Annotated in this window: 20 protein-coding genes; 14 read left to right on the top strand and 6 right to left on the bottom strand. The window is 65.3% G+C overall.

The annotated features are described in order from the left end of the window. Positions 1 to 198 precede the first annotated feature (198 nt). From CGK74_RS08930 to CGK74_RS08905, 6 genes are all read left to right on the top strand, one after another. Complete coding sequence (locus CGK74_RS08930; RefSeq protein WP_094268139.1) at positions 199 to 588, top strand: Mth938-like domain-containing protein; 390 nt, start codon at positions 199 to 201, stop codon at positions 586 to 588. A gap of 187 nt (positions 589 to 775) precedes the next feature. Next, entirely contained in the window at positions 776 to 1,225 is a 450-nt protein-coding gene (locus CGK74_RS08925) for a peroxiredoxin (protein WP_094268138.1), read from the top strand. 43 nt (positions 1,226 to 1,268) lie between these two features. Then, positions 1,269 to 2,738, top strand: coding sequence for a PhoH family protein (locus CGK74_RS08920; RefSeq protein WP_206186217.1), 1,470 nt, complete (start codon positions 1,269 to 1,271; stop codon positions 2,736 to 2,738). 111 nt (positions 2,739 to 2,849) lie between these two features. Then, positions 2,850 to 4,748 carry a DUF294 nucleotidyltransferase-like domain-containing protein gene (locus tag CGK74_RS08915; protein WP_094268137.1) on the top strand — a complete coding sequence of 633 codons (1,899 nt, stop codon included), beginning with the start codon at positions 2,850 to 2,852 and terminating at the stop codon, positions 4,746 to 4,748. After that, positions 4,745 to 5,392 (top strand): 3'-5' exonuclease, encoded by a 648-nt coding sequence (locus CGK74_RS08910; protein ID WP_094268136.1) that lies wholly within the window; start codon positions 4,745 to 4,747, stop codon positions 5,390 to 5,392. Before CGK74_RS08915 ends, CGK74_RS08910 begins: the two co-directional genes overlap by 4 nt. Before the next feature lie 86 nt (positions 5,393 to 5,478). Next, entirely contained in the window at positions 5,479 to 6,024 is a 546-nt protein-coding gene (locus CGK74_RS08905) for a C40 family peptidase (RefSeq protein ID WP_094268135.1), read from the top strand. An 89-nt stretch (positions 6,025 to 6,113) separates the two neighbouring features. Here the strand turns inward: CGK74_RS08905 and CGK74_RS08900 are convergent, their stop codons facing one another. After that, on the bottom strand, positions 6,114 to 6,443 hold the full coding sequence (locus CGK74_RS08900) for a DUF2325 domain-containing protein (protein ID WP_094268134.1): 330 nt from the start codon (positions 6,441 to 6,443) through the stop codon (positions 6,114 to 6,116). A 130-nt stretch (positions 6,444 to 6,573) separates the two neighbouring features. Between CGK74_RS08900 and CGK74_RS08895 the strand changes: the two genes are divergently transcribed. Continuing rightward, positions 6,574 to 7,593 carry a Fe(3+) ABC transporter substrate-binding protein gene (locus CGK74_RS08895; protein ID WP_206186223.1) on the top strand — a complete coding sequence of 340 codons (1,020 nt, stop codon included), beginning with the start codon at positions 6,574 to 6,576 and terminating at the stop codon, positions 7,591 to 7,593. Positions 7,594 to 7,624: 31 nt separating this feature from the next. Here the strand turns inward: CGK74_RS08895 and CGK74_RS08890 are convergent, their stop codons facing one another. Further along, entirely contained in the window at positions 7,625 to 9,643 is a 2,019-nt protein-coding gene (locus tag CGK74_RS08890; protein WP_240498674.1) for a sensor domain-containing diguanylate cyclase, read from the bottom strand. A gap of 299 nt (positions 9,644 to 9,942) precedes the next feature. Continuing rightward, positions 9,943 to 11,610 (bottom strand): ABC transporter permease, encoded by a 1,668-nt coding sequence (locus CGK74_RS08885; RefSeq protein WP_094268132.1) that lies wholly within the window; start codon positions 11,608 to 11,610, stop codon positions 9,943 to 9,945. Positions 11,611 to 11,737: 127 nt separating this feature from the next. Here CGK74_RS08885 and CGK74_RS08880 point away from each other — a divergent pair, with 127 nt between their 5' ends. From CGK74_RS08880 to CGK74_RS08860, 5 genes are all read left to right on the top strand, one after another. Further along, the gene (locus CGK74_RS08880; RefSeq protein ID WP_094268131.1) at positions 11,738 to 12,817 is read left to right on the top strand and encodes an ABC transporter ATP-binding protein; all 1,080 of its coding nucleotides are present in this window, start codon (positions 11,738 to 11,740) and stop codon (positions 12,815 to 12,817) included. A 7-nt stretch (positions 12,818 to 12,824) separates the two neighbouring features. Continuing rightward, entirely contained in the window at positions 12,825 to 13,532 is a 708-nt protein-coding gene (aat, locus tag CGK74_RS08875) for a leucyl/phenylalanyl-tRNA--protein transferase (RefSeq protein ID WP_094268130.1), read from the top strand. 28 nt (positions 13,533 to 13,560) lie between these two features. Then, entirely contained in the window at positions 13,561 to 14,304 is a 744-nt protein-coding gene (locus CGK74_RS08870; protein WP_094268129.1) for an arginyltransferase, read from the top strand. Between the two features lie 27 nt (positions 14,305 to 14,331). Continuing rightward, positions 14,332 to 15,357 carry a quinone-dependent dihydroorotate dehydrogenase gene (locus tag CGK74_RS08865; protein WP_094268128.1) on the top strand — a complete coding sequence of 342 codons (1,026 nt, stop codon included), beginning with the start codon at positions 14,332 to 14,334 and terminating at the stop codon, positions 15,355 to 15,357. An 81-nt stretch (positions 15,358 to 15,438) separates the two neighbouring features. Continuing rightward, positions 15,439 to 16,527, top strand: coding sequence for a BMP family ABC transporter substrate-binding protein (locus CGK74_RS08860; protein ID WP_094268127.1), 1,089 nt, complete (start codon positions 15,439 to 15,441; stop codon positions 16,525 to 16,527). 75 nt (positions 16,528 to 16,602) lie between these two features. On the opposite strand, the gene CGK74_RS08855 is transcribed toward CGK74_RS08860, so the two are convergent. From CGK74_RS08855 to CGK74_RS08845, 3 genes are all read right to left on the bottom strand, one after another. After that, positions 16,603 to 18,087 (bottom strand): methyl-accepting chemotaxis protein, encoded by a 1,485-nt coding sequence (locus CGK74_RS08855; RefSeq protein ID WP_094268126.1) that lies wholly within the window; start codon positions 18,085 to 18,087, stop codon positions 16,603 to 16,605. Positions 18,088 to 18,101: 14 nt separating this feature from the next. Then, on the bottom strand, positions 18,102 to 18,629 hold the full coding sequence (locus CGK74_RS08850; RefSeq protein WP_094268125.1) for a PAS domain-containing protein: 528 nt from the start codon (positions 18,627 to 18,629) through the stop codon (positions 18,102 to 18,104). Between the two features lie 138 nt (positions 18,630 to 18,767). Continuing rightward, positions 18,768 to 19,478, bottom strand: a complete 711-nt coding sequence (locus CGK74_RS08845) for an N-acetylmuramoyl-L-alanine amidase family protein (RefSeq protein ID WP_206186222.1) — start codon at positions 19,476 to 19,478, stop codon at positions 18,768 to 18,770. A 270-nt stretch (positions 19,479 to 19,748) separates the two neighbouring features. Between CGK74_RS08845 and CGK74_RS08840 the strand changes: the two genes are divergently transcribed. Beyond that, entirely contained in the window at positions 19,749 to 20,174 is a 426-nt protein-coding gene (locus tag CGK74_RS08840; RefSeq protein ID WP_094268123.1) for a c-type cytochrome, read from the top strand. Positions 20,175 to 20,210: 36 nt separating this feature from the next. Beyond that, a complete protein-coding gene (locus CGK74_RS08835; RefSeq protein ID WP_094268122.1) occupies positions 20,211 to 21,590 on the top strand; it encodes a cbb3-type cytochrome c oxidase subunit I in 1,380 nt (459 codons plus the stop codon). The last annotated feature ends 8 nt before the right edge of the window (positions 21,591 to 21,598 follow it).

Here is a 21,598-nt window from a genome sequence, read left to right as displayed (position 1 = left end):
GCAGGAGGGGGAACGGACGGCGGGGGCTTACCCCTTGCCGCAAAAGATTGTTATCTTAGCCCCGCTGCCGCACTGCGGCAATTTCGGCACGCGGCAGGCATCCGGGGCCCCGATTCGGGCACCTTCGCGCCTTGAACAACGACGCCCGCACCCGAAGCTCCTGATCTCCCCCTTTCCGTCCAGCCCCGATCCGACACGATGAAGCTCTATCAGGACAACAACGCGAATCTCAACGTCGTCACCGGCTACGGCGACGACCACGTGATGGTCAACAAGGTGCGCCACGACGGCAACCTGATCCTCACCGCCGGCCAGATCCGCACCGGCTGGGCACCCGATGCGCGCGGCGACCTCGGCGCCCTGCGCGTCGAGGACCTGGCCGCGGTCGCCGAACTGCGCCCCGAGATCGTCATCGTCGGCACCGGCCGGCGCCAGCGCTTCCCCGCGCCCGCGCTGCTGCGCCCGCTCATCGAGGCGCGGATCGGCTTCGAGTTCATGGACCTGCCGGCGGCCTGCCGCACCTACAACATCCTCGTCGGCGAAGGCCGCTCGGTGGCTGTCGCCCTGTTGTTCGACGCTGCCGCCTGAACGGGCTGCGCGATCTCAACCGCTCCGGCGCCAGATCTCATGTGCCGCATCTCCGGCACAGGGCGAAACATGCACTGCGATTGCGGCGGAAACGGTGCTCCGCTACCCTGAACCCAGAACAAGCGTGCGGCGCGCGACCCCACCGTGCGGCACGTCCGCCCAAGACAGATTCATCACCGGAGACCCCATGAGCCTCGCTCCCGACTTCAGCCTGCCCGCCACTGGCGCCCGGACCGTGACCCTGTCGGCCCTGCGCGGCCGCAAGCTCGTGATCTACTTCTACCCGAAGGACAACACGCCCGGCTGCACCAACGAAACCAAGGACTTCGGCGCCCTGCACGGCGAGTTTTCAGCGGCCGGCTGCGAGGTGTTCGGCGTCAGCCGCGACAGCATCAAGAGCCACGAGAATTTCAAGGCCAAGCTCGAGCTGCCCTTCGACCTGATCTCGGACCCGGACGAAATCGCCTGCGAAGCCTTCGGCGTCATGAAGCTCAAGAACATGTACGGCAAGCAGGTACGCGGCATCGAGCGCAGCACCTTCGTCATCGACGCGAACGGCGTGATCGCCCGCGAGTGGCGCGGGGTGAAGGTGCCCGGCCACGCCGCCGAGGTCCTCGCCGCCGTGAAGGCACTCTGACCCGCTCCCCGCCCGCCACCACAACCCTGCCTGCCCACTGACCATGCCCGCGACCGCCAAGACCAAGACGAAGTCCGCCGCATCCAAGTCCTCTACCTCGACCAGCCGTCGCAAGGCCGCGAAGAAGAGCGCCCGCAAGCTCTTCGTGCTCGACACCAACGTGCTGATGCACGACCCGACCAGCCTCTTCCGCTTCGAGGAGCACGACTTGTTCGTGCCGATCATGACGCTGGAGGAACTGGACAACAACAAGAAGGGCACAACCGAAATCGCGCGCAACACGCGCCAGGCCAGTCGCTTGCTCGACGAGATCGTCAGCGGTGCGCTGGAAGGCATCGACGAGGGCATCGGGCTTGAGGAACCCTCGCGCGGTCTGGCGACCGGTCGCCTGTTCCTGCAGACCGAAGCGATCAACGTCACGCTGCCAGCCGCCCTGCCCACCGCGCGTGGCGACAACCAGATTCTGGCTGTCGTCATGCATCTGGCCGAACGCCACCCCGACCGCGACGTCATCCTGGTGTCCAAGGACATCAACATGCGCATCAAGGCCCGCGCGCTCGGGCTGGCGGCGCAGGACTACTTCAACGACAAGGTGCTCGAAGACAGCGACCTGCTGTACACCGGCACGCGCGAACTGCCGTCCGACTTCTGGGATACGCACGGCAAGGGCATGCAGTCGTGGAAGGAAGAAGGCCATACCTATTACCGCCTGTCCGGGCCGCTGGCGCCCGAGATGCTGGTCAATGAGTTCGTCTACGAGGGAAGTGGTGACAATCCGCTGCAGGCCTGGGTCAAGGAGCGGGAAGGCCGCAACGTCGTGCTCGAGACCCTGGTCGACTACGCGCATCAGAAGAACAACGTGTGGGGCATCACCGCTCGCAACCGCGAACAGAACTTCGCGTTGAACCTGCTGATGAACCCGGAGATCGATTTCGTCACCCTGCTCGGCCAGGCCGGCACCGGCAAGACGCTGCTGACGCTGGCCGCCGGACTTACACAGGTGCTGGAGACGAAGCGCTACAGCGAGATCATCATGACCCGCGTCACTGTGCCGGTGGGCGAGGACATCGGCTTCCTGCCTGGAACGGAGGAGGAGAAGATGGCGCCGTGGATGGGCGCACTCGAGGACAACCTCGACGTGCTCAACGGCACCGCGGGCGAAGGCGGCGACTGGGGTCGAGCGGCGACCCGCGACCTGATCCGCAGCCGCATCAAGATCAAGAGCCTGAACTTCATGCGCGGGCGTACCTTCCTCAACAAGTTCCTGATCATCGACGAGGCGCAGAACCTGACGCCCAAGCAGATGAAGACCCTGATCACCCGCGCCGGCCCCGGCACCAAGGTGATCTGCATGGGCAACATCGCGCAGATCGACACGCCCTACCTCACCGAGGGCTCGTCCGGTCTGACCTTTGTCGTCGACCGCTTCAAGGGCTGGGCGCACTCGGGGCACATCACGCTGCAGCGCGGCGAGCGCTCTCGCCTGGCCGACTACGCCGCCGACATCCTCTGAGCGGGCACGATTCGCCTCGAGGTCCGGCGCATTAAGCCGGCTTCGAGGCGGATAAGCGTGCCAACGGGCGGCTCCCCTATAATCGGCGGATCCAATCGACGACTGCCCGTCATGACCGCCATCGCCGCCGACCTGCTGGTGGGAGCCAGCACGGACTTCCTGCGCAACTTCTCCCCGTTCAACCGCATGGAGCCCGAGGCGCTCGCCTTCGTGGCGGAACGCGCGGTCCTTGCCTTCCATCCGCGCGGCAGCGACATCCTCACGACCGAGATGGGCGTACCGCGCCACTTCTACATCGTGCAGCGCGGCAAGGTGCAGGCCCGGCAGACAGGAGCGACCGCGGTCACCGAGTACGCCAGCCTGAGCCTCGGGCCCGGCGAGTGCTTCCCGATCGGCGCCATCTCGGCGCAGCGGCCATCGACCAATGCCTACGTGGCGGTCGAGGACAGTTTCTGCTTCCAGATCACCGACGAGGAATTCCTGCAGCTGATGCAGATGAGCCCGGTGTTCCATCTGTTCTGCACACAGTACATCGCCAGCCTGCTGAACCAGTCGCGCCAGCAGTTGCAGACAACCTTCTCGCAGCGCGCCGCCGAACAGCAGACCATGACCACCCCGCTCGGCCAGCTCATCAAGCGCGAGCCGGTGTGCGTCGGCCCCTACACGCCGACACGCGCGGCGCTGGAACAGATGAACGCCGAACACATCGGCTGCATGGTGGTCGTCGACGACGAGAAGCATCCGGTGGGCGTGCTCACGCAGAGCGACCTGCTGCCGCGCGTCATCCTCGCCGGCTTCGACCTCGAGCGCCCGATCGGCGAGCTGATGACCGCGAACCCGCATCAGCTGGCCGCCACTGCATCCGCCTACGATGCAGCGCTGGAAATGGCGACGCATGGCGTGCGGCACCTGCTGGTGGTCGATGCCGAAGGGCGGATCAAGGGCGTGGTGTCCGAGCGCGACCTCTTCTCGCTCCAGCGCATCAGCCTGCGGCAGATCCGCGCGGGCATCGAGAACGCTGCCGACGTCGGCGCACTCAAGCGCGCAAGCAAGGACATCCGCCAGCTCGCGCTCAACCTCATCGCCCAAGGCATCGGTGCGGAGCAGCTCACCCAGTTCATCTCGGCCCTCAACGACGCCCTCACCCGGCGCGTCATCCAGCTCGCCCTCGAGCGTCACGACCTGGTCGGCATTGACTTCGGCTGGATGTCCTTCGGCTCGGAAGGCCGTCACGAACAGACCCTGTCCACCGACCAGGACAACGGCATCATCTGGCGCTGTCCCGAGATGGAGGCAGCCGAACCGATTCGCCAGCGCCTCATCGCGTTTGCCCGGGATGTGAATGCCGGCCTCGCCGGATGCGGCTTCCCGCTGTGCAAGGGCAACATCATGGCGGGCAATCCCGAGCTGTGCCTGACGCTGGACGAATGGAGGTCGCGCTTCGGCTCGTGGATCCGCGAGCCGGTGCCCGAGGCGCTGCTGAACGCCTCGATCTTCTTCGACTTCCGCGTGCTGTACGGCAACGAGCGCCTCGGCGACCAGTTGCGCGCCTGGCTCAACAAGATCGTCAAGGGTAACTCCGCCTTCCTGCGCATGATGGCGGGAAATGCCCTGCAGGTCGCGCCGCCGCTTGGGCGCCTGCGCGACTTCGTCGTCGAGGACGACGGCACCATCGACCTGAAGAAATCGGGCGCCAGGTTGTTTGTCGATGTCGCGCGCATCCTCGCGTTGCGCACCGGCGTCGACTCCAGCAGCACGGCGCAGCGCCTGCGCCAGGCGAGCGTCAAGATGGGCGTGACCGCCGACGAAGTCGCCGCGATCATCGACGGCTTCCACTTCGTGCAGCTGCTACGCCTGCGCGCCCAGCATCTCGAGAGCGAACACGATGGCCAAACCGACAACCGTGTCGATCCCGACTCGTTGAACGAACTCGACCGCCGCATCCTGAAGGAATCCTTCCGCCAGGCGCGCAAGCTCCAGTTGCGCCTCAAGCTGGACTACCAGTTGTGAACAACTGGCTCTCGCGTCTCCTCACTTCGAGCGCCAGTAGCGAACCCCTGTCGGAACAGGCCCGGCGGACGCTTGCACAGTGGGCGGCCCTGCCCGACGCCGACCTCGGCCGCGCGCATTTCGAGACCCGCTACGTCGTCATCAATACCGAGGCGTCGGGGCTCGACCTGGACAAGGATCGTGTGCTTGCGGTCTCGGCAGTGGGGGTGGATGGTGGCATCGTCGCGCCGCAGGACAGCTACTACGCGGTGCTCGGCGAGCAGCCGGTGTCTGCCCTGACCGGCCTGCTGCAAGCCGCCGGCAAAGCGCCGCTGGTCGTGTTCAACAGCGCCTTCAACCGCACGATGCTCGAGCGCGCACTGGAGGAGCACCTCGGCCTGAATGCCGACTGGCTGTGGATCGACCTCTACTTCATCCTGCCCGCCCTGTTTCCGGAGCGCATCGAGCGCCCCGCCCGCCTCGCGGACTGGATGAGCAGCTTCGGTATCGAGACCTTCCAGCGTCATCATGCCCTGGGCGACGGCTGGGCGATTGCCCAGCTCTTTCTTGCGGCGCAGGCCCGTGCGCTGGCGCAGTCGGCGCTCAGCCCGCGCGGACTCGCGGAATTGGAGCGCAGCTACCGCCAGTACCGGCGCAAGGTCTGAGCCCAATCTCAGGACATCGTGATGAGCTTCTCGGGCGAATGAAGATCCCGTTTACAAGCCGGCCGAGCGTGCGTATATTCCGCGCAATGCAAATTCGCCGCCTCCTCCTCGCGCTGACGCTCGCCCTGTCGATGGGGCACTCCGCCCACGCGGACGAGCCGGCCAAGGTGGAGCCTGCTGCTGCCGAGACCTCCATGCTGTCGGAGTACGGTTCGGCAGCCGAGCAGCTCGTCGATCAGGCACTGGAATACCTCGGCGTGCGTTACCGCTTCGGCGGCACCTCGCCCACCACCGGCCTGGACTGCAGTGGCCTCGTGCTGAATGTGTTCCGTAACGCCATCGGCCTGGATTTGCCCCGCACGGCTTCCGAGATGGCAAAGCTGGGCGACAAGATCGGCCGGCAGGAACTGAAACCCGGCGACCTCGTGTTCTTCAACACCATGCGTCGCACTTTCTCGCACGTCGGCATCTATCTGGGCGACGGCAAGTTCGTTCATGCGCCGTCGCGTGGCGGCAAGGTCCGCATCGAGACGATCTCGAGCAGTTACTGGTCCAAGCGCTTCAATGGCGCGCGCCGCCTGGTCGATGACGCAGCGGAGGCCTCAACGGCGCCGCTGACCGCGCTGCGCTGACCCTCCCGCTGCACCCGCACTTCTCCACCACACTGCTTCACGGCCCGGCAAAGCCGCCACTCAGGGCGCGCATGCCAGGATAGCCTGTCTCACTTGCGGCATTTGGCTGCATCCGGGCAGTTCCTGCACTTGTCGCCGATGCGTTGCCCCAGCGCCTTCTGCAGCGCACACGTCGAACGCCGGCAGCACACGAACATCACGCCTTCGCGGTTTGCGGCTTCGCGGAAACGCTGCATGACGTTGTGGCCGAGGAAATCCGTGAACAGGATCACCATCCCGATCCCCGCCGGTAGCGCACTGCTGCGGCGCTGGTGGCTGGTGTCGCGTCCGCTAACGTGAGCGGCGATACGAATGCCGAAATCGTCCAGGATGTCGGGAATGTTGCCCAGACGATCGGCGCCAACGAGAAGTGCATCCATGGTCGTTATTCCTGTTGTTGAGAATTATTCTCAACATTAATACATCGAATGCGAACTATTTGCAACTGCAAACTCTTCTCGTTATTATCGAGGCCTCACTGACCTCATGAAAGGCCGCTGCAACATGATGATGAAGAAAGCCGCTCTCGCCGCCCTGCTCTCCACCCTCGGCGCTGCCGCAATCCCGGCCCACGCTGCCGACACCGAGCTGAACGTCTACTCCGCCCGCCATTACCAGACGGACGAAGCCCTGTACGGCAACTTCACCAAGCAGACGGGCATCAAGGTCAACCGCATCGAAGCGAAGGAAGACGAATTGCTCGAGCGCATCCGCAACGAGGGCGTCAACAGCCCTGCGGACGTTTTCGTGACGGTCGACGTCTCGCGCCTGGCCTATGCTGACGAGATGGGCATCTTCGCGCCGGTGAAATCCGAGGTGCTGGAGCAGCGCATTCCCGACAACCTGCGCACCGAGCGCTGGTTCTCGTTCTCCAAGCGCGCCCGCATCATCGTATACAACCCGGAGCTGGTGCAGGGCGAGCAGGTCCAGACCTACGAACAGCTGGCCGACCCGGCGCTCAAGGGCAAGGTGTGCACGCGTTCGGGCAGCCACCCCTACAACCTGTCGCTGGGTGCTGCGATGATCAAGCACAACGGCGCGGACGACACCGTCAAGTGGGCCAGCGGCATCGTCGAGAACTTCGCGCGCGCGCCCAAGGGTGGCGACACCGACCAGATCAAGGCCGTGGCGGCCGGTGAATGCGGCGTGGCGATCGCCAACAGCTACTACCTCGCCCGCCTGATGAACTCGGCCAAACCCGAGGATCAGGCGGTGGTCGCCAAGATCAAGGCGGTGTGGCCCAACCAGCAGACCTGGGGCACCCACATCAACGTCTCGGGCGCCGGCATGCTGAAGCACGCGCCGAACAAGGGCGCAGCCGTGAAGTTCCTGGAGTACCTCGCCTCGGACGAGGCGCAGGCCTATTTCGCGAACGGCAACAACGAGTGGCCGGTGGTCGCCTCGGTGAAGGTGGACAACGCCGCACTCGACAAGCTCGGCGAGTTCAAGGCCGATGGCATGCCGATCGGCGACATCGGCAAGACCGTCGGCCAAGCCCAGCGGATCTACGACCGCGCCGGCTATCGCTGATCGTCACATTGCGGGCGCGCAGCGCCCGGCATCAGGCGGGTTCCGTGCTTTCGAGGGCGGAACCCGCTTCTTCTTTGGGCGCTGACAACACGGTCCGGTTGCGCCCGCCGCGCTTTGCCTCGTAAAGCGCTTCGTCCGCGCGGGTGAATACCGCATCAAAGCCGGCATCGTCAGCGTCCAGCATCGCCACCCCGATGCTGACCGAGAACGGCAGCGGGACGTCATCGACAATCGCCGGCGTACTCGCGATCAGGTCCCGCACGCGTTCCGCTGCACGCACAGCTCCCGCCGCATCGTCCACACAGGGCAACAGCACCGCGAACTCCTCGCCCCCCAGGCGGGCGAACACGTCCGCCTCGCGCAGATGCCGGCTCACGATTCCCGCGAAGTGGCGCAGGACCTCGTCGCCAGCGGCATGGCCGCGCGTGTCGTTGATGCGCTTGAAATGGTCGAGATCGAGCAGCATCAGTCCGGCCTGCACACCGTGGCGCCGCACCCGGCCCAGTTCGCCATTGACCACTTCGGTGAAATGGCGCCGGTTCCATAGTCCGGTGAGCGGATCGCTGGTCGCAAGGTGCAGCAGGCTCGCCTCCATGGACTTGCGCTCGGAAATGTCCTGATGCACGCCCACCGCGCGCAGCGGCTTGCCATCGTCGTCGCGCTCGAGCACACGCCCGGCATCCATCACCCACACCCAGTGCCCACCGGCATGTCGCAGGCGGTACTCCGCGGTGTAGGAGTCGGTCTCGCCGCGCAGGTGCGGCTCGAGTGCGGCCTGGATATCGCCCCAGTCGTCGGGATGCACCAGCGCCTCCCAGGTCGCGATGTCCGGCGGCAGATCCTCGACGCGCCGCCCGAGCATGCTGGCCCACAACGGACTGAACAGCATGCGGCCGGACGGAATGTCCCAGTCCCAGACGCCAAGCGACGCCCCCTGCAAGGCCATCATGAGCCGCTTCTCGCGCTCGGCGATCTGGTCGCGCACGCGCCGCCGCTCGGTGAAATCCCGGCTCACGCCGATTTCGCCCAGCAGTTCGCCGTCCGATGCGCGGAACGGAATGCGCAGGGTATCGAGCAGGCGCATACTGCCATCCGCCCCTTCCACCCATTCCTCGTGGCGCTCGAGCCGCGTCACGACCGGTGCGTCCTCCGGCTCCGCCGGCAGGCGCATGCCGGCGCCGAACAGCTCCGCATCGGTCTTTCCGACCAGGCGCTCCTCGGGCAGGTTGTAGCAGGCGCTGAAGGCCCGGTTACAGCCGAGGTAGGCACCCCGTGCGTCCTTGAAGGCAATCAGGTCGGGGACGGCGTCGATCATCGTCCGCAACAGCGCCCGCTCACGCTCGAGCGCGGCATTCGGTTCGCGCACACCCGCAGCGAACACCGCCTTGTAGAACATCACCGAAGCCACGACCTTGAACACGTGGCCCAGCAGGTTATGGACGTCGGTGACCGACATGTAAAGCGTGAAGAACAATCCGGTCAGCCCCAGCACCCACGCGGCTGCGGCAAGCCAAACCAGCGCCCCCCGCCCCTGCCGGATGGCCGTGCGGAGCAGCAGCACAGCGGCAACTGCGTACAGCAGGGTGATGCCATATTCAACAGCGACCTTGAATCCGGTCACGCCTTCGCCGGGGACGAAGGTACGAGGCAACCGGTCGGCATGAAAGAGCCCCAGCCATGCCACCGCGGCGCTCAGCACCAGCGCGAGCAGCAAGGCCGTGACGGCGCTCGCGGCACGCCATGGCTGTGGCCGCACGACGACCAGTCCCAGCAGCCCGAGTGCCGTCAGCAGACGCCCCGCCAGCCAGAAGTTGATTGCCTTCTCGGGGCCGCTCGGCGTCACCAGCGTGGGCATGCCCTCATACGACAGCAGGTGAAGCAGGTCGATCAGCGCAACAGCCAGTGCAACCACCGCCAGCCACGTGAAAGCACCGCCACTGGCCGAGCGCCTCAGATTCCAGCCCAGCGCAAACACCATCGCCGACACGGCGATCGAGAAGAACTCCAGCGTGGTATGCAGTGCGAGATAGTCCTCAAGCGCGGAAAACATCTTCCAGTGCGGCAGGAGACTGGCGCCGGCAAAGAGCGCGGTGAACAACGCCGCCCAGCGCAGGGGCCCATGTGCGAAGGCCTCGCGAAGCGAACGCGGCGCAGCCTGAAGAGGAAGCGAATGAGACGTCAAGGGGGGCGATCCCGGGGCAGTAGCGCAGTAAGACGTTCTGGGAAAAACCCGAATCACTGCAAGGATATGGCCAGCGTTCGTGAGAATCCAGTGCCGACCCGCGCGGAATCGTGTCTCGCGAGAACGGCGTCACGCCCCCCTGCGTTGCCCGCGGGGTCTGATGCAAGTCAGTTGCTGCGTCTGCCGGACTTGAGGATCTGCCGCGAGATCAGGATCATCGGCAGCAGGCCCACGGCAACGATCATCAGCGCGGCGGTCGATGCCTCGGTCAATCGCTCGTCGGCAGCCAGCGTGTGCGCCTGCGTGGCCAGCGTGTCGAAGTTGAACGGACGGATAACCAGCGTGGCCGGCAGCTCCTTCATCACATCCACGAACACCAGCAAGGCCGCGGACAGCAAGCTGCCGCGCAGGATCGGAACATGCACCCGGCGCAGAGTGGACCACTTGCCGAAACCCAGGCTGCGCGCCGCATCGTCCATGTTCGGCGTGATCTTTCCGAGGCTGGCATCCACCGTATGCAAGGCAACGGCGAGGAAGCGCGCCAGATACGCATACACCAGCGCGGCGATGCCGCCGGTGAGGATCAGACCGGGGTTGACGTCGAACAGCGCCTGCCAGGTCTGCGCCAGCCAGGCATCCAGCCGCGTGACCGGGATCAGCACGCCCACCGCGATCACCGAGCCCGGCACGGCGTAACCCAGCCCGACGACTCGGTTCAGGGCACGCGGCACCGACGTACGCGCGAGCCGCGCCGCATAGGCCAGCACCACCGCCAGCACCACGGCGAGCACCGCAGTCACTGCGGCGAGCACGAAGCTGTTACGCGCCAGCTGGAAGAAACGCGGACCGAACTGGGCATCGCCATCGGCGAACGCCATCTGCAGCAGCAGGCCGGCCGGCAGCAGGAAACCGAGCAGCAGCGGCATGAAACATGCGAAGGCGGCCAGCAGCCCCATCGTCGGCGACAGGCGCCGACGCGCCGGCGCGGCCTGCTGGCGCGAGGTGTTGTTGAAGCGCGCGCGCCCGCGTGTCGCATGCTCGAGACTGAGCACGATGACGACGAAGGCCAGCAGCGCCGCGGACAACTGCGCCGCCGCGATGCGGTCGCCAAGCGAGAACCACGCACGATAGATGCCTGTGGTAAAGGTCTGCACGCCGAAGTAGGACACCGTACCGAAATCGGCCAACGTCTCCATCAGCGCCAGCGCCGTGCCACCCACCACCGCCGGACGGGCGAGCGGCAGCGACACGCGGAAAAAGCAGCCCCACGGACCGAGCCCCAGCGAGCGCCCCGCTTCGAGCATGCCGCCCGCGCGCTCGAGGAAAGCCGCACGCACCAGCATGTAGGCATAGGGATAGAGCACGAACATGAACATCGCCACCGCGCCGCCCACCGTGCGCACGTCGGGAAACCAGTAATCGCCCGCGCGCCAGCCGAAGAACTCGCGCAAGCCCGTCTGCACCGGCCCGACGAACTGCAGGAAGTCGGTGTAGACGTAGGCCATCACGTAGGCCGGCATCGCCATCGGCAGCACCAGCGCCCATTCGAAGAAGCGCCGGCCGGGAAAATCCAGCATCGTCGTCAGCCACGCGGTCGTAATCCCGATCGACGCCACGCCCAACCCGACGCCAATGCACAGCACCACGGTGTTGAGGACGAACTCGCCCAGTACCGTCTCGCTCAGGTGCGCCCAGGTCTCGCTGGTACCGCCGGCGAACACGTTCGAGAACACCGACAGCACCGGCGCGGCGATCAGGATTGCGATGAGGACCGCGATGACGGTCAGCGACGACCAGCGCAGGCCCGATGCGGCCTGCCCTCCCTTGTGTTCCATTCGGATTCCGTGTCTTTCGGGCCTGGCTTCTGATGGCTCGGCCGCCTGTTGAGCCGGGAATTATAATTGATCGCATTTGGAACGCCGCGGTGCAATAATTCGCGCAGTCCCCGGACAGGCCCCCACGATGCCACATCTTCAACTCATCGACATCGATCTCGCCTTCGGCGCGCATCGGATCGTCCGTGCCCTCTCCTTCGGTCTCGAGAAAGGCCGGATCGGCTGCCTGCTCGGCCCCTCGGGTTGCGGCAAGACCACCGTGCTGCGCTGCATCGCCGGCTTCGAGCGCGTCGCCGCGGGCGAGATCCGCCTCGGCGGGCAGGTCGTCAGCGATGCGAACACCCATCTGCCGCCCGAACGCCGCCGCATCGGCATGGTGTTCCAGGACTACGCGCTGTTCCCACACCTGACGGTCGCCGACAACATCGCCTTCGGCCTGCGCCGCGAGGGCGCAGGGGTGCGCCAGGCGCGCGTTGACGAGTTGCTGAGCCTCGTCGGACTGTCATCGCAGGGCAACAAGTACCCGCACGAGATGTCAGGCGGGCAGCAGCAGCGCGTGGCCCTGGCGCGCGCGCTGGCGCCTCGCCCAAGCCTGCTGCTGCTCGACGAGCCCTTCTCCAACCTCGATGTCGACCTGCGAGAACGCCTGTCGTACGAGGTGCGCGACATCATCAAGGCCACCGACACCACCGCCATCCTCGTCACCCACGACCAGCACGAAGCCTTCGCGGTCGCGGACGAGATCGGCATCATGCACGAGGGCCGCATCCAGCAATGGGACACGCCCTACAACCTCTACCATGAGCCGGCCAACCGCTTCGTCGCTGATTTCATCGGCCAGGGCGTGTTCGTCGAAGGTCACATGCTCGACGAGCGCAGGGTGCAGATCGAGCTTGGCGTGCTCGACGGCAGCGGTCCGCTGTTCTGCGGCGAAGGCAGCAAGACCTGCCGCCTCGACAGCACGGTGGACGTGCTGCTGCGTCCCGACGACATCGTGCACGACGACCGCAGCCCCCTGAAGGCCGAAGTGCTGCACAAGGCCTTTCGCGGCGCCGACATCCTGTACACGCTGCGCCTGGCGAGTGGCGCGCGTGTGCTGTCGCTGGTGCCGAGCCACCACAACCACGCGATCGGCGAGCGGATCGGCATCCGGCTGGATGTCGACCATGTGATCACCTTCCAGGACGAGCCGGCCGCGGCGGCCTGAGGCGCTCTTGATTCCCTGGCTTGAAGGCGCACCGGCCTTTCCGCCGGTCAGCGCGGCGCTCAACGAACCCAACGGCCTGCTTGCCGCCGGCGGCGCCCTGACCCCCGAATGGCTGATCGAGGCCTATCGGCACGGCATCTTCCCGTGGTTCAACCCGGGCGAACCCATCCTGTGGTGGAGTCCGCACCCGCGCCTGGTCCTGATCCCCGACGCGATCCGCATCAGCCACTCGCTGCGCAAGACCTTGCGCCGCGGCCACTTCGAGGTGCGTTTCGACACCGCCTTCGCCGAGGTCATCGACGCCTGCGCCGCGCCACGCGAACCCGGACTGGGGACCTGGATCACCGCCGAGATGCGCCGCGCCTATTGCCGCATGCACGAACTGGGCGTCGCACACAGTGTCGAAAGCTGGCGTGATGGCAAGCTGGTGGGCGGCTTGTACGGCATGGCGCTGGGGAGCGTCTTCTTCGGCGAGTCGATGTTCTCTCGCGAGTCAGACGCGTCCAAGGTTGCGCTGGCGCACCTTGCCCGTTTCCTCCGCACTCGCGGCTATGTCATGATCGACTGCCAGATGACCACGGCACATCTTCAGTCGATGGGCGCGCGTGAAATGCCCCGCAGCGACTTCTGCGCGGCACTTGCCATCCACACACCGGGCGGCAGCCTGCCCGGTAAATGGCCGGCAGACGCCGCAAGGAGCCTCGACTGGCGCTGACAAGAATCATGGTCGCAGGCAGGAGACAATGCAGAAGGACTATCCCTACGCCCTGATCCAGTTCTATGCGACGGCGCCCTACGCATGCTCGTATCTTGCCGGACGCAGCGCGCGCTCGCAGGTCGCGACCCCGGGGCACCTGATCGACACCCAGATCTACGGCGAACTGGTGCGACGCGGTTTCCGCCGCAGCGGCGTATTCACCTACCGCCCCTACTGCGACAGTTGCAACGCCTGCGTGCCCGTCCGCATCCCGGTGCAACAGTTCCACCCCGACCGCAGCCAGCGGCGCGCCTGGAAGCGTCACGCCACGCTGAGCACCGTCGAGCGTCCGCTGGCCTTCATCGAGGAGCACTACCGCCTCTACCAGCGCTACCAGGGCGCGCGCCATTCGGGCGGCGGCATGGACCTCGATAACCGAGAGCAATACACCCACTTCCTGCTGCAGAGCCACGTCGACACGCGCCTGATCGAGTTCCGCGACGACACCGCGCTGCGCATGGTCAGCGTCATCGACCGGCTCGAAGACGGGCTGTCCAGCGTCTATACCTTCTACGACCCCGACCTGCCCGGCACGGCCTTCGGCACCTACGGCATCCTGTGGCAGGTCGAGACCTGTCGGCGGCTCGGACTGCCCTACGTGTATCTGGGCTACTGGATCGCCGAAAGTCCCAAGATGGCCTACAAGGAGCGCTTCCACCCGCTCGAGGCCCTGCAGGACGGGCGCTGGCAACCGCTCGAGCCCGAGGCTCGCACCCCCGACGTCGCCTGACACGGGCCGAATCGCTACAATCGCGCGATGCTCTACGACATCGCCCGCCCTCTGCTGTTTTCGCTAGACGCGGAAACCGCCCACGAATTCGCCATCCACTCGCTGAACCTCGCCGGCCGAATGCTGCCCGCCGGCAAGCCTGAGCCCGCCAAGCCGGTCGAGGTGATGGGATTGCGCTTCCCCAACCGCATCGGCCTCGCCGCCGGCCTCGACAAGAACGGCGAAGCCATCGACGGCCTAGCCCGCATGGGCTTCGGCTTCATCGAGATCGGCACCATCACGCCCCGCCCGCAGCCCGGCAACCCGCGGCCCCGCATGTTCCGCCTGCCCGAGGTGCGCGGCATCATCAACCGCATGGGCTTCAACAATCACGGCGTTGACGTGCTGGTCGCCAACGTCAAGGCTGCCAGGTTCACGGGCATCCTCGGCATCAACATCGGCAAGAACTTCGACACGCCGATCGAGAACGCCGCCGACGACTACCTCGCCTGCCTGGACAAGGTCTATGCGCTGGCGAGCTACGTCACGGTCAACATCTCCTCGCCCAACACCAAGAACCTGCGCCAGCTGCAGGGCGAATCGGAGCTCGACGACCTGCTCGGCCGCCTGAAGGCCGCGCAGACCCGCCTGGCCGACACCCACGGCCGATACGTGCCGCTGACGCTGAAGATCGCCCCGGATCTGGACGAGGCACAGGTGGTCAACATCGCCGACGCGCTGCGCCGCCACCGCATCGACGGCGTCATCGCCACCAACACCACGATTGCGCGCGACAAGGTGCAGGGCATCCGCTACGGCGACCAGCAGGGCGGCCTGTCCGGTGCGCCGGTGTTCGAGGCCTCGACGGCCGTCGTGCGCCAGCTGAGCCAGGCACTCGCAGGCGAGTTGCCGATCATCGCCGCCGGCGGCGTTCTCGACGGGCGCGGCGCCTGCGCCAAGCTCGACGCCGGCGCGGCGCTGGTCCAGGTGTACAGCGGGCTCATCTACCGCGGCCCCGGACTGGTGCGCGAGTGCGTGCGCGCCACCCGGGACTGGTCGCCGTCGGCGTATTGAGGAAAACACGGTGCGGCAGCGCCGCGCCAAGTGGTTAGAATCGCCGAGTTCGTCCCCTTCACCCGCTCCCGGAGACCCCGCATGACGCAACGTCGCCAGTTCATCCTGTCCAGTGCCGCCCTCGCGGTTGCGGCCAGCCTGCCGCTGTCCGCCTTCGCCCAGGAGCCGGCCAAGCTCGGTTTCGTGTATGTCAGCCCGATCGGCGACGCCGGATGGACCTTCCAGCACGACGAAGGCCGCAAGGAAATGGAGAAGGCTCTCGGCAACAAGGTGCAGAGCCGCTTCGTCGAGAGCGTGGCCGAAGGTGCCGATGCCGAGCGCGTGATTCGCGAGTTCGCCGCCAGCGGCAGCAAGATCGTGTTCGCCACGAGCTTCGGCTACATGAACTACGTCGAGCGCGTGGCCAGGCAGTTCCCCAACGTCACCTTCCTGCATGCCACCGGCTACAAGTCGGGCAAGAACTTCACCAACTACAACGCCCGCTTCTACGAAGGCCGTTACATCAACGGCGTCATCGCGGGCAAGATGACCAAGTCGAACGTGCTCGGGTACGTCGGCGCCTTCCCCATTCCCGAGGTGCTGCAGGGCATCAACGCATTCACGATGGGTGCGCGCAGCGTCAACCCCAACGTCGAGGTCCGCGTGATCTGGGCCAACAGCTGGTACGACCCGGGCAGGGAGCGCGAGGCCGCGATGACGCTGATCTCGCAGGGCGCCGACATGCTGACCCACCATACCGATTCCACTGCGACCGTGCAGGCTGCCGAGGAAAAGGGCATGTATGCCTTCGGCTACCACTCGGACATGTCGAAGTACGGTCCCAAGGCCCAGCTCACCGCCACCACCCACCATTGGGGCGAGTTCTACACCAGGACCGTCAACGACGTGCTGGCCGGCACCTGGAAGCCCGAGCGCGTCTGGGGCGGCTTCAAGGACGGCATGATCCGCCTTGCCCCGCTCAACCCGGCGATCCCGGCCGACGTGCAGGCGATGGCCAGGGACCTGGAAGCGCGCATGAAGGCGGGCAGCTTCCACCCCTTCACCGGCCCGGTCGTCGACCAGGCCGGCAAGGAGCGTCTCGCCAAGGGCGCGGTGATGGACGACGAAACGCTCGGCAAGATGGACTATTTCGTGCAGGGCGTGTCCTCGCGTCTGCCGACGGCGAAGTAATCGGCCTCTCCGGAAAGAAGAAGCCCGCGCTCTGCAAGGAGCGCGGGCTTCTTCTTTTGGCCGCTCGAGTCTCGATCAGATGCCGTGCTTCTCGGTCACCATTTCGTCGATCAGCCGCAGCACGTCGCGGCTCGCTTCCTCCGCACCGCGCAGCGCCGACACGATGTCCTCGCGCACCGCATCGGCATTGGCGGCCCCCTGATTGATGACCTCCAGTGCCTTGTGCACCGAGCCGTGCACCAGTTGATGCGGACGTTCCAGGGCCGCATAAGACCGCGTGCCGCCGAACTGCACCTTGCCCTCGCCGCTGTAGTACCACTTGCCGAGACGGCAGTCGCGATGCTGCACCTCGACCATCCTGGCTTCCGCGCCCTCACCCCTGGTCTCGACCGCCACGTAGGCGTTCTGCATGTAGAGGATGTGATCCATCTTGACCAGTGAGGCGAAGGACAGGTCCTTCGCGCGGTTCAGCTGCACGATGGTCTCCTCCGACGAGCGCGCCACGCTGGCGAACTGCTCGCGGAAGGCCGCAACCTCACCGCTTACCGCCGCACTCTGCTCACCCACGGCAGCGGTCTGCTCCACCATCGCCCCCACCCGGTCGCGGAAGCCGCCGATCAACTGGCTGATCTCGGCGGTCGCGCCCTTGGTGCGCTCCGCCAGCTTGCGCACCTCGTCGGCCACGACGGCAAAGCCCCGGCCAACCTCGCCAGCGCGCGCCGCCTCGATGGCCGCATTCAGGGCAAGCAGGTTGGTCTGGTCGGTGATCTCGGCAATGATGTGCACCGCACGGTCGATCGAACGGCTGGCCTCACCCAGCTCGTTCGCTGCACCGGTCATGTCCTGCATGCGATGGTTGATGCGTTCTAGCGAATCGCCGATCCGTACCACATCCTGGCTCGACCGGCCCGCACCTTCGCGGTTGTCCTCTGCGATCTTCAGCACCGAATCCATCTCGCTGGCGATCTTGATCAGGTCGCTCTGGTTGCCCTTCAGGTTGCCCATCAGGTTCCCGGTGTTCAGCGCATGCATCTGCGAGCTCAGGCGGTTACGGATGACGTAGCGGGTGTTCTCCTCCATGGCGACGATCGCCCGGTTCACGTCAGTCAGCGACTTCGCGAACTGGCCGGGCAAGCCCTTCACCAGCGCATGGCGGTAGTACTTGCCCTGCGACACCATCTCGAAGCAGGTGCTGATCTCCTTGAAATACGACTCGACGATGTCAAGGAACTCATTGAGCTCCCACGCAACCTTGCCGATCTCCCCAAGCCCCTTGGTGTTGGTGACACGATAATGCAGGTTTCCGCCTCTGCCGGCCAGGATCACCTCTTCCATACGGTTGAGCGTCTTCAGCGGACGCTGGAAGCGGTGCCAGGCATAGACGCCGAAGGCCAGCGCCAGGAGAGGCACTATCACGACAGGCACGGACATGCCGTGTGTCCACACGGCCCAGATCGACAGGCCGATATTCAGAAGAACAAACACGACGCAGAGGATCAGGAACTGGCGGTCGAGAAACGGCGTCGCCTTGCTGCGGGACACTTTGTAGCTGGGGGGCATGGTGGACTCCGTCCTTACCCGAGGCAGTTCGCAAGCACGAACTGGTCATAATCGGTGGTCTTCTCTGCCAGCGTCCTGCGCAGCCAGGCGAGCGAGGCCTCGGGGGCGCTCGCCGCGCCCGCATCGCGCTCGATCCGCATCATCTGGGCGTAAAGCTCGGATGCGATGCCGATCGCCTCTGCCGAAACACTGCGCCGCACCGAGTAGTAGCCCACGACCTCGCCATCCGGCAGACGGTCGAGCGTGACGTTGGCGAGCACCCAGTAGAAATCACCATCGGCCGTCATGTTCTTGACCACGCCGAAGAACTCGCGCTCGTCCTTCAGCGTCTCCCACATCAATCGATAGACGCCGCGCGGCATGTCGGGGTGGCGCACCACGTTGTGCTGCTTGCCCAGCACCTCGGACTCCGAATAGTTCGAGATGCGCATGAAGGTGCGGTTGACGTAGGTGATGCGACCGGTAAGGTCGGTCTTGGACACGATGAGGTCGCTGTCCTGCAGTCGCACCTCATGCTGTGTCGGGGCGATCTTGGGCTTCAATTGTCTTTCTCCAGATTCGGGATTTCCTTCCCGTTGTCGGGCCTCCGGCGCATGCCGAGCCCCGGCCGCCACACTGTCCGCCAACAATGTCACTCACGGCCTCAAACGGCGAATCTTTAGCCCCGCGCGTGGGCGGCTTCAGGACAGCGCATCCGCCTCGGCCTCGCCGTCAGCCGGCACGCCATTTCTCAGGCAGGCCGCCAGACCGGTGGCGATGCCGTCGGCCATCAGGCGAATGCGCGCTTCGTCGCGTAGCAGCAGCTCCTCGTCGCGGTTCTTGATGACCCCGGCCTCGAACAGCACCGCCGGCATCCGCGCATGACGCAGCACCGCCAGGCCATCGTAGTAATGCACGGCATGCTGGGTATCGGCATAGGCGCGTCTGCGGCCGTTCTTGTGCGTCGGGACGAAACCCATGCGCTGCAGACGGGCACCGATGATTCGCGCGCACAGGATGCTGCGCGCGGTATCGGGATTATCGCGTGAAACAAAGAGCGAGTGGCCGGCAAAGTCATCGTTGTAGTTCAGCGCCTGCCCTTCCCACACCCAGGGGCGCAGCTCGTGCTCCCCGACCGAGTCGTGATGCACGGAGATCAGGAAGTCGCTGCCCGACGCGGCCTGCGGGCGAGCCTGCAGGCTCGGGATCCGGCCATCCTCGTTGATCAGCCGCACCGGAAGACCACGTCCCTCCAGCGCCTCCACCAATGCCCGAGCCAGATCCAGGTTGAACTCGAACTCGCTACGCCCGCGCGCACTCGTCGCGCCCGGCGCGACCAGCGTATGACCGACGTCCACGGCAATCTCTGCCGCACTGGGAGGCGATGCGACGCACAGTCCCACTGCCGCCATACCGAGCCACCGTCGCGCCCCATGCCACCATCCCGTCATTGCCATGCTGCCCTCCAACCCGGCCTGTGCCGCGGTTCTGCACCTGCACGCAGGCATCCGCCGCGTCTCGCAGGCGCCTGGCCAATCTTGATGCAAATCATGGAGGGGGCTGCCCCCCCTCCCTACCATGCGCTCACCATCGGCATTGCCGTGGGATGCAGTATCCCTTCAGTTGTACCCCTGACCACTGACACCAATCCTGAAAACGAGACCAATGATGAGGAGTGCGCGATGAGCGGCATTTTCACCAAATCAATGGCGCGGAACATCTTCTACGGGGGAACGGTTTTCTTCTTCCTCCTGTTCCTTGCGCTGACCTTCGACACCGAACGCGAACTGCCATCGCGGGACAACTCGGCCAACATCACGCCCCAGGTCGCTGCCGGCAAGCACATCTGGGAAACCCGCAACTGTCTGGGCTGCCACACCCTGCTGGGTGAAGGCGCCTACTTCGCTCCGGAACTCGGCAACGTCTACACCCGCCGCGGACCGGAATTCATCAAGGCTTGGATGCAGAGCCAGCCCACCGGTGCGCCGGGCCGTCGCCAGATGCCCAACTTCCACCTGACCGACCAGGAGCTCGACGACCTCGTCGCCTTCCTGAAGTACACGTCCGAGATCAACACGGCCAACTGGCCGCCGAACATCGAAGGCTAATTGGGCAAACCCGGAGAACCGACAAGGGGATCATCCATGCAATACAAGTCACAAGCGGTCGCCATGCCCTACTTCATCGCGGCGATCGGTCTATTCGTAGGGCAAATCATCTTCGGCCTGATCATGGGTCTGCAGTACGTCGTCGGCGATTTCCTTTTCCCGGAAATCCCCTTCAACGTGGCGCGCATGGTCCATACCAACCTGCTGATCGTGTGGCTGCTGTTCGGCTTCATGGGCGCGGCGTACTACATGGTTCCGGAAGAGGCGGAAACCGAACTCTACAGCCCGAAACTGGCGCTGGTGCTGTTCTGGGTCTTCCTCGTCGCGGGTGCCGCCACCATCCTCGGCTATTTACTGGTGCCGTATGCCACGCTGGCCGAGATGACGGGCAACGACATCCTCGCCACGATGGGGCGTGAGTTCCTCGAGCAGCCCTTGCTGACCAAGATCGGCATCGTTGTCGTCGCACTCGCCTTCCTGTTCAACATCACCATGACGACCCTGAAGGGCCGCAAGACCGCCATCAGCATGGTCCTGCTGCTCGGCCTGTGGGGTCTGGCGATCTTCTTCCTGTTCTCCTTCTACAACCCGACCAACCTTGTCCGCGACAAGTTCTACTGGTGGTGGGTGGTTCACCTCTGGGTGGAAGGCGTGTGGGAACTGATCCTCGGCGCGCTGCTGGCCTTCGTGCTGATCAAGGTGACCGGTGTCGACCGCGAAGTCATCGAGAAGTGGCTGTACGTGATCATCACGCTGGCCCTGGTCACCGGCATCATCGGTACCGGCCACCACTACTACTGGATCGGTACGCCGGAATACTGGCAGTGGTGGGGTTCCATCTTCTCCGCGCTGGAGCCGCTGCCCTTCTTCGCCATGACCGTCTTCGCCTTCAACATGGTCAACCGCCGTCGTCGCGAACATCCGAACAAGGCTGCCGTGCTGTGGGCGCTGGGTACCGGTGTGATGGCCTTCCTCGGCGCCGGCGTGTGGGGCTTTCTGCACACCCTGGCTCCGGTGAACTACTACACCCACGGTTCGCAGATCACCGCCGCTCACGGTCACATGGCCTTCTACGGCGCCTACGTGATGGTCGTGCTCACCATCATCAGCTACGCCATGCCGATCATGCGCGGCCGCGCCGCCAACTCGAACAAGGCGCAAGTGCTGGAGATGTGGAGCTTCTGGCTGATGACCATCGCCATGGTCTTCATCACGCTGTTCCTCACCGCCGCCGGCATCCTGCAAGTGTGGCTGCAGCGCGTGTCCGACACCCCGATGTCGTTCATGATGACCCAGGATCAGGTCTCCCTGTTCTACTGGATGCGTGAATGGGCGGGTGTGATGTTCTTCGTCGGCCTCCTGGTCTACGTCGCCAGCTTCTTCGTCAAGGGTGAAACCCAGCCTGCAAAGGCATGACGACGATA

Origin of the sequence: Thauera propionica (assembly GCF_002245655.1) — a bacterium.
Classification (GTDB): Bacteria; Pseudomonadota; Gammaproteobacteria; order Burkholderiales; family Rhodocyclaceae; genus Thauera; species Thauera propionica.
Note: the sequence above shows the minus strand (reverse complement) of the source record. Positions and strands in the feature narration are given on the sequence as shown.